This is a genomic window from Myxococcales bacterium, from assembly GCA_016703425.1.
GTDB lineage: Bacteria > Myxococcota_A > Polyangia > Polyangiales > Polyangiaceae > JADJCA01.
On sequence record JADJCA010000009.1, the window covers coordinates 176131 to 189328 of the forward strand.

Consider the following 13198-nt stretch of genomic DNA (forward strand, 5'->3'; position numbering starts at 1 on the left):
CCCAGCGGGACAGCCGAAGAGCGCGACCAGCATCACGCCGAGCACCAGCCGACGAACGAGAAGCAGCGCACGGCAAGAGAGAGCGTGGCACCTCCGAGGGGCGCCACGCTCGCGCACGGTGGTCAACCGACGGCGATGCCCAACGCCTTGCGCAGGGCGAAGTACTGCTCGCTCACCGAGAAGACAATCAGCTCCTTGAGCTTGTCGGCCGGAGGCAAGTCGCCCGGCATTTGTGGCTCGGCGCCGATGATCTTCTTGGCGATCTCCAAATCCGCGCAGAGCAAGAGCCCCGCCCGTGCTGAGGAGAGCTCCACCGCTTGGAGCCATCGCTTGAGATCCGCTTTGGCGCCGTCCTCAATGAACTTCTGGACGACGATGCGGAGCGAATCGCGTTGGATGGGCTGCATGTACTTCTGCAGCTCCGAGGCCGTCTGGTTCACGGCGGCCGCCATCTCCGGCGGCACCGCAAACTCGGGCATCACGATCTTGATGGCCGCGAAGAACATGACCTTCAGCTCGTTGAGCGTCGGGAACAGGTTCCTCATGTAGTGCTCGCCGCGGTAGTAGGCGAGGTGCTTGCCGACGATGAACGTGAGCTCCTGGGGTGTGAAGCCCGTGAGCACCGTTTGGCCGGCCACGCTCGCCGGCGGCGCCGCCGGAACGGCCACGAGGGCGCCGGCAACGTCGTTGCGAACGTAAAGCTCGGGCAGCGATACGCCGAGCACTTGCGCCGCCCACCCGAAGGTCTTGGCGAAGGTCACCGTGCTCGTGGCCGGGTCCTGCTTGAAGCGCTTGTCGAGCGCGGGGAGCTGCCGGGCCGCGCGCAGCTGGTTCGTCTTCGCCACGATCGCCGCCGGGGTGATCATGTCGAAGATCTTGCCGATGAAGAGGTTCTCGTCCTTGTGGAAGAGGTTCTTCACCCACTGCTCGTTGTCGAGGCGGCTCTTGACCTGAATCATGCCGCGGGGCCGGTAATCCTCGAAGAAGCGCTGCTCCTCCTCGTCGGCCTTGCGCAAGAACGCGAGCGCAGCGCACATGCACCACGCGCGATCGTACTCGTGCATCTTCAAGTAGAGCTTGTAGAGGCTCCGGTACGGATCGATCCGCATCGGGTCCTTCTGAAGCACGATCGAGTGCTCGCCGATGGCCGCTTCGAGCTGGTCCGACGCCTCGAAGAGTTCCGCGAGGATCTGACGCTCGACGGCCTCATCGGGCTTGTACCGCGTGGCCATCTTGAACGCCTCGATGGCGCTGTTCGTGTCGGCCAAGCGGTCTCGGTAGATGAGACCGAGGTTGTGCCAGAGGTTGTACTCGAGGTCCGGCTGGCTGATGTTCGCCGACGAGAGACGACGAAGCATCTTCCGGAACGCGCGCTCGAGCGCCTTCCAATCCTTCTTGGTCGTAAGGATCTTGTTGATGCGCTCGAAGGCCTCGAGGAACGTCGGATTGAGGTCGAGGGCGTCGTTGAAGAGCTCCACCGCGCGGTCGAGGTCCTGCTCCTTGTCGCGGTAGATCTGGGCCATCGTGTAGAGGAACTTGCTCTTGCGAGCCGAGTCCTTCTCCATCTCAGCGATGGAGCCGATGGTGTCGACGAGCTTCGACCAGTTCTCCGTCGCCTGGTAGAGCTGCATCATCTTGTTCAGCAGCGGCAAGCTGCCGGGGTTGATGTCGCGAGCCTCTTCGAGGGCTTCGATGGCCTTCGTCGGGTTCTTGTCGAGGTCGTTCCAGATATCCGCGATCTCGTGGAGCATCCGGAAGCGCTCTTCGCCCTCAAAGACGTTGTCGAGGACCTGCCGCTTGTAGGCGACAACCTGCCGGTAGTCCTTGAGATCCGTGTAGAGGCGAAACCAACGCTTCGAGCGTCGGGCGGTGCGAGCTATCGACACCGAGCGCCTTCTCGAAGTTGTTGATGGCCTGTTTGGCCTGGCCCTGCTCGCGCTTGATGCAGCCGAGCTTGAAGTAGACGTCGGCTCGCGCCTCCGTCTCGTCCTCGCCTAGCGAGGTGAGCACCTTCTGGAAGTTGGTGAGGGCGTTGCCCCAGTCCTTCAGGTTGAACGACGCGTCGGCGAGGCCGCGAATCGTTGCCTGGTCGGTGAGGTCAAGCTGCAGGGCCGCCGAGTAGGCCTTGAAGGCCTTGTCGTCTTTGCCGAGCTTTGCGGCCACGGCGCCGAGCTTGCGCTGCAGCTCGTGTTGCTCGTGACGCTCTCGCTTGCCCGCCTTGCGAACGAGCATGTCGAGGAGCGGCTCCGCCTTCTCCCAGTCTTCGACGCCGATGTAGTGATCGGCGAGCGGAAGCGCCGCGTCCTCGTTCTCCTCGTCGGCCTCGCGAGCGGCTTCGAAGGCGAGAACCGCGCTGTCATGCTCGCCGAGTCGCTCCTCGCGGAGGCGGCCGAGCTCGACCAAGAGGCGCGCCCTCTGGCGCGGCGCAGCCGTGTAGCTCTGCTCTTGGTCGAGGAACCGAGCGGCGCGGTCGTAGTCCGCGTTGTCCATCGCGATGACACGCAGCGAAGCAAGCGACGCCACGTGCGATGGATCGATGTCGAGCGCCATCTCGTAGCGGTCTTGCGCCGAGACGCGGTCGCCGAGCTTCTCGTCGAGGGCCTTGCCGATGCGGTAGTAGGCCTCGACGCGCTGCTTCGAGTCCTGCGTCAGGTCCGCGACGCGTGTCATGAACTCGACCGATTGCGCCGCGTCGCCCTGCTTGTCGTAGGCCTTCGCGAGCGACTCAAGCGAATCGATGTGCGTATCGTCGAGGTCGACGATGTTGCGGTACGCGTCGATGGCGCGATCGATGTCATCGATCTCGTCGGAGTACACCTGCGCGATGGCTCCGTAGAGCTCAATCTTGGTTTGCCGATCGGCCGTCGCGGAGATGTGGCGCTCGTAGGTGTTGATGAGTTCGAGCCACTGGCGCAGCTTTCGATAGCTGCGCGCGAGGGCGACATAAGCCTCCTCGTGGTTCGGGTCGATCTCGATGACCTGCTCGAGGCGCTGCGCCGCGACGTCGGCCTTGAGGAATTGCTCCTCCTGGAGACGCGCGAGGTGCATGAGGACGTCGATACGCTCGCGCTCCGTCGTGACCACGTCGAGCTCGGCTTCGAGAATTCGCACGAGCTCGGCCCATTGCTGGAGCGCCTCGTAGACGCGAACGAGTCCGCGCATCGCCTGCAGGTTGGTGGCGTCGATCTCGAGGACCTCGCGGTAGACCTGCGCCGACTTCGTCGGGTCGTTGAGGTTCGACTCGTAGAGCCCCGCGATGCGGAGCTTGGTGTTCGCGATCTCAACAGGCGCCGTGAGTGCCACGACTTTGCGCGACAGGATGTCTGCTAGCTCGCGGTTCTGGCCGCGCGCCGCGTAGATGCGCTCAAGGTTCTCGATGGCGGGGAGGAACTCGCCGTCAACCTCGAGGGCGCTCTTGAAGTACGAGACCGCCTGGTCTTGCTGATTGAGCTGGGCGTCGTACAGCTCGCCGAGCTCCGTCATCGTCTCCTTGCGGTCGACGTCCGTGATGGCGACATCGAGGGCGCGCGTGAGCGTCGCACCGAGCTGTTGCCAGTTGCCGTTCTTCCGATAGAGCTGCCCCATCTGGCGCAGGGCGCCGACGTTGTTTGGGTCGAGCTGAACGATCTGCGCGTAATAGGGCTGCGCGTACTCGGGGTGCCCGAGGTCCTCGCCGTACCACTTGGCGAGGTGCAGGCAGAGGCGGATCTTTTGCTTCGGCTCGGTCTGCTCCTTGAGCCAACCGTTGGCCGCCTGGATCAGCTCACCCCAGCGCCCCGTGGCCTGCGCCATGCGCTCGAGGTACTTGGCCGTCTCGCGATCGTGGAAGTCTTCGCTGAACGCGTTGACGAGCGCGTCAAAGGCCTGGCCCTTGTCGTCGAGGTGCTCCTCGAAAACGCGCGCGATCTTGCGGAGCAGCTCCGTCTTGTCGCCAGTCTCCTCGCGGGTTTCGAGACGAGCGAGATAGAGCTCGATGAGCGGCTCCCACCGGCCTGCGTCGCGGTGGCGACGCTCGAGCTCGGTGAAGGCCTCGTCGTTGGTGGGATCGGCCTCGAGGATCGTCTGGTACGCGACGGTCGCCGAGTCGGCCTCGCCTAGTGTGTCGGTCCAGATGGCGGCTACCGTGCGGAGCTCTTCGATCTTCTGCGCCGGATCTTCCGTCGCCGCGGCCCGCTGCATCTTGATGTCGATGACATCGGTCCAGCGCTCCTCGGAGCTGTAGATCTGCTCCAGCGCGTCGAAGCCTTCCCAGTCTGGCCCGCTCTCGAGGAGCTTCCGCCACGCGTCGGCCGCGTCATAGGGCTGCTGGAGGACCTGTTGATACGTGCGACCTAGCTCGCGGAAGATCTCGCGGAGCTCGTCGGGGTCGAGGAAGTTCGTCGCCCGGTCGACGGTCTGATGGAGCGCCTGCGCCAACTCGTTGGCGTCCTGTTGACGGCGCCTGATTTGAGCGATCGCGCGGAGCGCCGCGAGGTTCGCGTAGTCGACGTCGAGTACGCGGTTCCAGTCCTCGAGGGCGACCTCGTCCTTGCTCAGCTTGTCGCTGAAAATGCGGGCGCGGCGCGTGAGAATGTTCACCCGCTCGTCGTCGCCAGAAGCGATTTCGAACTGGCGCTCGAGCACCTCAACGAGCTCACGCCACATCTCGAGGCCTTCGTAGAGGTTGGCGAGGGCGCCGAGGGCTTCCGGATCTTCGCCGCGGAGGTCGAGCACTTGCTTCCAGGTGTCGATGGCCCGCTGCGGATCGCTGAGGCGCTCGGAGGCGAGCCGCGCGATCTTCGCGCGAATCTCCGCTTCCGCCACGTCGCCAGTGGCGTTCTCAAGCTCTCGCTCGTAGACGCCGTTCAGCTCCGTCCACTTGCCCGTCTCTTGGTAGATGCGCGCAAGCGCTTGGATCGCGCCGTCATTCGTCTTGTCGAGCTCGTCAAAGATGCGTCGCCACGCGCGGATCGCGTCGGACGTCTGGTTCAGGCGCTGCTCGTAGAGGTCACCGAGCCGCGAATAGAGCTCCACGAGTTCGAGCGTGTCCTGCGTCGCCTTCACGCGCTGCTCGAGGACGCCCGCGAGCTCGGGGAACGAGTCGAGCATCACGTAGATGCGATCGAGATTGGCGAGCGCGTCCACCTCAAGCGGATCGACGGTGAGCACGTAGCGGTAGGTCTCCTCCGCCTTGGACACCTCGCCGAGCTCGTCCTCGAAGGTCTTCGCCAGTCGCTTTCCAATCGCCCCTTGAACGGCCGGGTCTTGGTGCAAGCCCAGGACGTCGGCGTAAGCGTTCGCCAGCGCTTCCCATCCGCCATCCACCGCGGCGGCAAGACGGGGAGCGTCTTCGCCGCTGCGCTCGTCGAGCGGGTACTCCTTGAGGGCGCGCACGAAGGTGCCAAGTGCGTTCGGCGTGTCGAGGAGCTTCTCCTCGTAGAGCTCCGCCAGCTTGTAATAGTGGGCGAGGCGGTCCGCCTCTTCGGTGATGTGAGCGAGCTGCGCCTCGTAGACCTTGGAGAGCTTCTCCCACTCGCCGGCGGCCCGATAGAGCGGCTCGAGGATCTCCGCCACGTCCATTTGCTTGTCGCCGCGACCAAAGATCTGCTCAAGCGCGTCGAGCGTCGTCTGGTGCTCCGGCGCTGCGTTGATGACATCCCGGTAGGCGGCAATGGCGGCGTCGAGGTTCTTGAGGCGATGCTCCTGGACCTGACCTAGGCGGTACTTAAACTCGAGGATTTCGTCGGGCGATTGCCCAATCTCCGCCTCTCGACTGAGGATGGCGGCGAGGTCACTCCAGCGTTCCGCTTGCGAGAAGAGTCGGTCCAAGGACCGGACCGCGGCCTGGTTCTCCGGGTCCGCTTCGATGACGCGTCGATACCGCTCGATGGCGCCTTCGAGATCCTCAAGTTGAATCTCGAAAATCTGCGACGTGCGGAGCCCGAGTTCGACGAATCGCTCGGGGTTGTCGGCGCGGAGCTTCGAGAGCTCAGCGTCGTACAGGGCACCGACCTGCTGCCAGCGCGAGACGACCATGGCGAGCCGCTCGAGGTTCTGCAGGGTGAGTTCGTTGCCGTTGTCGAAGGCGAGCCCCCGCGCGTAGGTGTCGAAGGCTACGTGATGGTTGTCGAGCGCGTCCTCGTGGAGGCGCGCAATGCGGTGGAGCAGCTCCACCTTCTGGAAGGGGTCGCTCGCGTGCGTGACCTGAACCTCGTGCACGCTGATGAGCCTCGTCCAGTCGGTCGCCGCCTCGTAAACCGGCTCCAGGACGGCGGCCGCACCCAGCGGGTCGACGTCGCCGCTCTTGAGTGCCTCGAGGGCCTTGAGCGTCGGCTCGTGAGAGGGCTCCTGTTGGAGGATGTCGCGATAGAGTTCGATCGACCGCGTGACGTCACCAAGGCGCTTCTCGTAGAGCTCCGCGATGCGGTACTGGAAGCTGATCCCCTCAGCACGATCGCCCGTCATCTCCGCTTCACGGGTGAGGACGTTGAGGAGTTCGGCCCAGTTTTGAGCGCGCTCGTAGAGGACGTCGAGTCGCGACAAGGCCTGGAGGTCGTCGGGGTCGAGTTCGAGGATGCGGTTGTAGGTGTCGATGGACTTCTCGACGTCGTTCAGCTCGCGCTCGTAGACGGCGCCGACCTGGTAGAAGATTCGCTTCTTCTCTTCCGGGTCCGCCACGAGGTCGGCCTTCTTGGCGTAGACCGACAAGAGGTCGTTCCAGCGTGAAAGGCCGAGGTAGCGCTTGATGAGCGCGTCAGTGGCGCGCAAGTCATCGGCGTCGATCTCGAGGATCTTGTTGTAGACGGCGATGGCCGCCTCAGGCTTCTCGAGGACGTCCTCTTCGATTTGCGCCGCTTGGAACAGCGCGTCCTTCTTTTCGGCCGGCTCGTCGACGATCTCAGCCTTCTTCTGCAACACGAGCGAGAGATCGGCGTAGCGGCCGATGCCGCGGAACAAGCGCTCCAACGAGAGCGCCGCAGCCTGACTGCCACCGTCGACCTCAAGGACCTTGCGGTACCGTAGGACCGCGGTCTCGACGTCGCCCATGTCTTGTTCGTAGACACGCGCGGCCATCATCAGCAGCGAACTCGCGAGGGCAGCGCCGTCAGACGCACCTTCGCCAGCGCCGAGCAGCTCTTCCGAGAGCCGCTCGTAGACCTGTGCGAGGTCCGCGAAGCGAGACGTTGCACGGGCGACGCGATCGAGGTTCTGCTGCGTCGTCTCGTTGGCGGCGTCCTCCTTGAGGGCGCGCGCGAGCGTAGAGAACGCGGACGCCAGGTCGCCGGCCGAGTCCTCATGGAGCTGAGCAATCTGGTGGAGCAGCTCGACCTTGCGGGCGACGTCGTCGCTGCGGCGGACCTGCACCTCGTGGGCGCCGATCAACTTCTGGAAGTCGCCGAGCTGCCGATAGAGCGGCTCAAGGAGATCCGCGATGACCAGCTCGTGTTGCGCTTCCTTGCCAAGTCGCTCGAGCGCCTGGAGCGCGTCGGCGTTGGTCGGCTCGCGCTCCAGCACCGTTCGATAGCCTTCGATGGCAGCCTCGACCTCTTGCATCCGTGACTCGCGGAGGGCCGCGAGACGGAGCATGAGATCGATCTGTTGCTCATCGACGGTGACGACGCCGAGCTGGGCTTCGAGGTTTTCGGCGAGGTCGGTCCAAAGCTCCTGACGCGTGAAGAGCGCATCGAGCGCTTGGAGCGCGCGCAGGCTGGCGGCGTCGAGCTCGAGCACCTTCTTGTAGGCCGCGATGGCTTCGTCGGGCTTGGCGAGCTTCTGGTCGTAGATTTCAGCGGTGCGAACCAAGAGCGACTCGCGGACCTCGGGCTCGAACGTCTGGTCGATGCGGCGCTGAATGACGCCGATCAGATCCGTCCAACGCTCGGTGCGACTGAAGAGCTCTTCGAGAGCCTGCAGCGCGTCCGCGTCGGCCGCGTCGAGGGCCAGCATCTGGGTGTAGGCTTGCGCCGCATCGTCAACGAGGTTGAGCTTCTGGTCGACAGCGCCGACCTTGAGCCAATACTCGCGAGCGAGCTGAGCATCACCCACGGCGCCAGCGATCTCCTTGTAGAGCGCTACGAGCTTGCTCCACGCGTCGGCGACATCGGCGACCTGTTCGATCTCGTGACGCGTCTCCGCAAGGGCGGGCTCTTCTCGAAGCGCCGTGGCGAGGGCGTCGAAGGCGCGATCGTAGTTGGAGAGCGATGCCCCTGCGATGCGGGCGATCTTCCGATGAAGCGCGACACGCTGAGCGGGGACAGATTCGGTCGCCGCGAGAATCTCCAAGGTGCCAATGAGCTTCTGGAAGTCGCCCCGCTCCTCGTAAATTCCTTGGAGAATGGAGGCGGCATCGGCCTTCAGGTCCTCGTTCGTGAGGAGGGCCTCGAGGGCCAAGCGTGCGCCGTCGTGCGTCGGCTTGAGCGCGAGGATCTCGCGGTAGTTTTCTAGCGCGCCGGGCGCGTCGCCGAGGTGCTTCTCGAGCGTCGTGCCAAGACGGAACTTGAGGTCCACGAGGGCGTCGGTGCCTTGCTCCAGGTCGATGCGTCGACGAAGCACGTCGGCGTAGGGCTCCCAGCGCTCAAGCTGACCGTAGAGGACGTCGAGCGCGGCGAGCGCCCGCGCGTCTGCGGGCTCGTCGTCGAGCACCGCGGTGTACGTCTCGATGGCCTTGTCGACGTCGCGCATCTCCGCTTCGTAGAGCTTGGCGATCTCGTACTGAATGCGTCGCTTTTGGTCAGGCTCGTAGGTGAGATCGCGCTGCTTTTCGTAGATCTCAAGCAGGTCCTTGTGCCGACCGGTCTGGCGGTAGAGGCGCTCGAGGGCGCCCATGGCCTCGGCGTTTTCGCCGTCGGCCTCGTAGACCGCGCGATACGTCGCGAGTGCGTCGTCGACTCGCCCCGCCTCTTCAACGAGCACGCGGCCAAGGCGAAGGCGCAAGGCAATCGCGAGATCGCGCTCGCCGTTGTTGTCGGCCCCCTCGACGGCTCGCACATAAGCCGACTCAAGCTTGTCCCACGCGCCGGTCACCTTCGCGACACGTTCGACGTCGACGCGCGCCTGCTCGTCGGCGGGCGCGAGCTCGAAGGCGGAGAGGTAGCGCTCAAAGGCCCGCTGCGGGTCTTTGACCTTGCCCTCGCAAAGGGCCGCGACCTCGCGCAAGAGCGCGATCTTGGCCGACTCATCCTCCTCATGACCGAGCTTTACCTCGAGCACCGAGGCAAGCGCCTTCGCGTTGCTCGCCGTCGTGTAGATCGGGATTAAAGCCTCGGCGGCGCGGAGGTTGGTGGCCTCGAGCTCAAGAACCTTTTCGTAGGCCTTGGCCGCGCGATCGTTCTTCTGTTTCTTGTCGGCCCACAGCTCGGCGATCTTGAAGAGAAGGCCGATCTTCGCCTGGGCGTCGGTTTCCTTCGCCTCCTGCTGCTCGAGGACGCGGATGAACTCGTCCCACTTGCCGCTCTCCGCGTAGAAGACCTCAAGGTCGTCCCACCGGCCGAGGGCGAGGTACTTCTTCTTCAGCGCCTCTTGGGCCTTGCGTTCGTTCGGATCGAGCGCGAGGAGGGCACGCCACGCGTTGACCGCACCTTCATCGTTGTTCAGGCGGTCGCCGTAGATGGCGCCGAGCTTCCCGAAGATCTGAATCTTGCTCGCGTTGTCGTAGCTCAGCTCCGCTTGACGCTCCAAGACCTGCGCAAGCTTGTCGAACTCCTTCGTGCGCTCGTAGAGCGGCCCAAGGGCCGTCAACGCGTCGAGGTTGCCGTCGTCGCTGGCGAGGACCTCCTGCCACAACTCGATGCAAATCTCAGGCTTCTTGACGCGCTCCGTGGCGAGCTTGGCGATCTCGTGAAACTTCGCGGCTCGGGCGGGACCGGCGTCGAGGCGCTCGGCCTCGCGACGTTCGAGGCCGAGGAGCTTCTCCCAGTCGCGGCGCTTTTCATACGCCTGACGAGGGTAGTCGACGGCGGTCGCGTTGTCGGGCTCGAGACCAATGACCTGCTCGTAGGCCTTCACGGCCTCCGCTTGGTTCGCGAACTTCGTGACGTAGAGATCCGCGGCACGCATGAAGAGCGCGACCTTCTCAGACGTCTCCTCGACGAGCCCCGCGAGTTGCAGGATCGTCTTGACGTAGTCGTTGAAGCGCTTGGCGGCTTCCTGCTTCTCGGCTTGCGCGCGCAGCTCTGCGATCTTGCCAGGGTCGCCAGGTTGCGCGGCCGGCTTGGGCGCCGGCGCGATGGAGGCCGCGGGCGGCGGGGCCGACGCTTGAGCGGCCGGGGGCGGCGACGCCGAAGGCTCGCGCGCTTGCACCGGCTCCGGTTGCACTTCGGGCTCGGGCGCCGGCGGCGGCGCTGACGGCTCGCGCGCTTGCACAGGCTCCGGTTGCGCTTCGGGCTCAGGCGCCGGCGGCGCTGACGGCTCGCGCGCTTGCACAGGCTCCGGTTGCGCTTCGGGCTCAGGCGCCGGTGGCGGCGCTGACGGCTCGCGCGCTTGCACGGGCTCCGGTTGCGCTTCGAGCTCAGGCGCCGGCGGCGGCGCTGACGGCTCGCGCGCTTGCACAGGCTCTGGGTGCGCTTCGGGCTCAGGGGCGGCGGCAGGCATCTCGCGAGACGGTCGCTTCGACGACTGCGGTCCACGTCGCGGCGCTTGAGACGCGCGCACGCGCTCTTCATCGAGCAGGGCGCCGAGCGCCGCGAAGGAGGTCTCCTCTTCCGCTGGACGAGACGTCCTCGGCTTGTCCTTGAGGGTCTCGCCGATCTGGAGCTCAAAGGCCTTGAGCTGGGGGTGCTCGGGTGCAAGTTGCACCAATTTTTCGAAATGGCTGCGCGCGCGGATCATGTTGCCGAGCTCGCGCCACGCGATGGTGCCGGCCTGAACGTGGAGGAACGTCGCGGTGCCGTTCTGGCCCACCTGCTCGACCGCTTCTTCGGCGAGCTTCACGACGCGCTCCCAGTCGCCGCCCTTCTTGCCGTAGACCTCCCTCAAGAACTGGAAGGCGCCCTCGTTGTCGGGATCAAGCTTGAGCGCGTCTTCAAGGAAGCGCGCCCCGACGTCGATGTTCTGGTGGCGCTGCACCCAGCGCTTGCCGAACATGAACGCAGCCTTGGCGCGGCGCCCGCGGTCCTCGATGGTCGTGAGGATCTCGACCTGCGTGGCCTCGAGCTCTTCAAGCCGCGACTTCTCCGCGAAGAGACCTTCGAACGTCAGAGCGATTTCGCGATCGAGCGGATCTGTGGCGTAGGCCTTCGCGAGCTGCTGCTCCATCTCGTCGGGAGCAAAGCGCTTCGACATGCGCGCAGCGCGGAGGAGGAGCCTCGCGCGGCGGCCGGTGTCATCGCTCGCGCCGGCGGCACGCAGCAGCCCGGCAACACGCTCCTGCCAGGAATCGCTGGTGGTCTGAAGGTCCGAGAGGCACGCCGCGGCGTCCTCGCCGGCCCCGGCGGCCACGGCCTTGCCGTAGGTCGCCATCGCCTTGTCGTATTCGCCAGCATCCGTTTGAACGTCACCGAGCTCACGGAGCAACAGCGCTGCCGACGGCCCCGACGCGCCGGCCTTGAGCTCGAGCTCAAGCAGGCGCTGGACCATGTTCAGCTTTCCGAGGTCCCAGTAAATCGACCGCGCCGCCTCGAGAGCCTCGATGAGCGCCGGGTTCAACTTGTAGGCATCTTGGAAGTGCCGCAGCGCCTTGGCTCCCGCCAGGAACTTGGTCTCGAGCACGCGCCCGAGTCGCAAGTGGCAGGTGGCTTTCGCAGCGGCCTCCGAAGCCGCGCTGATGCCCTTCTCGAGCTCATCGATCAGCGTTTGCCAATCGCGATTGGTCTCGAGGTTCGTGAAACGCTCCTGAAGATCCATGGATGTCCTCGGTCGATTCAACCGGCTGGAGAGACTCTTGCACGACAACGACGACAGCGGAGTGCGTCGCGCAGGAGAGCTTCGATACGACGACCCGGGTGCCTCTGTGCAACCGGGCAGCCGTCCGCCATGAAGCGGGCGGACGAAACCGAAGCCAGGCTAACAGAGGCGGCGATGGATGTGCGCGCCAAGATGGAGGGATTTTCTTTCAGCGGTCGGCCTGACGCTGCGTCGCACGATGTGCGCTCGGACGCGGCGCCACGGGCGCTCCCGCAACGCTGAGGAGCGGGGCGACGACGACGGAAGCGCGAGGCGTTCGCGGCCTCGATGTAGGATGTCAGCTCAGGCGCGGCCGGTCAGATGGTACCGCCGAGCTGCTTGACGATCTCGCTCGCCTGGCTGCACTCGTCTTCGTACCGCTTCGCTGCCGAGCCCCGGCAAACGGTCTTCGAGAAGGCCTGGAGCTGCTGGATGGCTTCGTTCTTTCGTTGGGGATTTGCCCGCGAATAGGCGACGCCGAGGTTGAAGAAGGTGATCTGCTGGCCCTTCTCGTTGCACTTGTCGCAAGCCTTCTTGGCCGCCTCGAAGTCAGCGACGGAGCCGGAGATGTCGCCCTTCTCCATCTTCACTTGGCCCATGAGCGAGTGAAGAATGTAGGCCGTCTTGTCGCCTTCCTTCTTGAAGCCCAGGCCTTCCTTCAAGACCTGTTCGGCCTGCTCGTAGAACTTGTTGGCGATGTAGAGCTCCGCCAAGGGTCCGTAGAACGTGAGCTCGTCGGGCTTGGCTTCGATCGCCTTTGTGTAGTTCTGCATCGCGCCCGCCTCATCGTCGGCGTGGAGCAGCACCTCGGCGAGGTCGAAGTACGCGTCGGCGATGTTCGGGTCGAGCTTGATCGCCTGCAGCAGCGGCTCCTTGGCCTCCTCCCACTTCGCCGTCGGCTTCGGGGAGTCCGCCTGCTTCACGATGGCGTGACCGTGGAGAAAGAAGAAGTTCGCGTGGGTCGGAGCCATCTTCTCGGCTCGCACCAGCGTGCTCGCGACTTTGTCCCACGCTTCCTTCTTTTGGTAGGCCGTCGCGAGCTTGTTGATGATGCGGTGGTTCGACGGATCAAGCTGCGTGGCTTGCTCGTACTTCGAGATGGCCTCGTCGATGTTGGCGGCGCGTGCCTTGTCACCCTCGTTCGAGAGGTTCACGGCCTCGATGGGGTTGCGGCTGCATCCGGTGGCGAGGAGCACGAGCGAGGCGGCGACCAGCGTCTTCATCGCGCGGGAGAATAGGAGAACCGCACCGCCTGAGTCCACTGGATCCGCGCGCACAAAGGCCGAACGGCCCGCGATTTCTCGCGAGCCGTCACGGAGACTCGTAGCGAAGCCGCTTC

Annotated in this window: 3 protein-coding genes; all 3 read right to left on the reverse strand. The window is 64.9% G+C overall.

Features of this window, described 5'->3' with window-relative positions; translation table 11 throughout:
• Positions 1-122 precede the first annotated feature (122 nt).
• Positions 123-1886 carry a hypothetical protein gene (locus IPG50_18470; protein ID MBK6694168.1) on the reverse strand — a complete coding sequence of 588 codons (1764 nt, stop codon included), beginning with the start codon at positions 1884-1886 and terminating at the stop codon, positions 123-125.
• Positions 1771-11820, reverse strand: coding sequence for a tetratricopeptide repeat protein (locus tag IPG50_18475; GenBank protein ID MBK6694169.1), 10050 nt, complete (start codon positions 11818-11820; stop codon positions 1771-1773). The genes IPG50_18470 and IPG50_18475 overlap by 116 nt, the downstream gene beginning before the upstream one ends.
• 356 nt (positions 11821-12176) lie before the next feature.
• Positions 12177-13082: a tetratricopeptide repeat protein gene (locus IPG50_18480; protein MBK6694170.1), complete on the reverse strand. Its 906-nt coding sequence runs from the start codon at positions 13080-13082 to the stop codon at positions 12177-12179.
• Positions 13083-13198 lie beyond the last annotated feature (116 nt).

Coding starts and splice junctions, on each gene's coding strand:
- IPG50_18480 (MBK6694170.1), bottom strand. CDS start 13,082: ATGAAGACGCTGGTCGCCGCCTCGCTCGTGCTCCTCGCCACCGGATGC.
- IPG50_18475 (MBK6694169.1), bottom strand. CDS start 11,820: ATGGATCTTCAGGAGCGTTTCACGAACCTCGAGACCAATCGCGATTGG.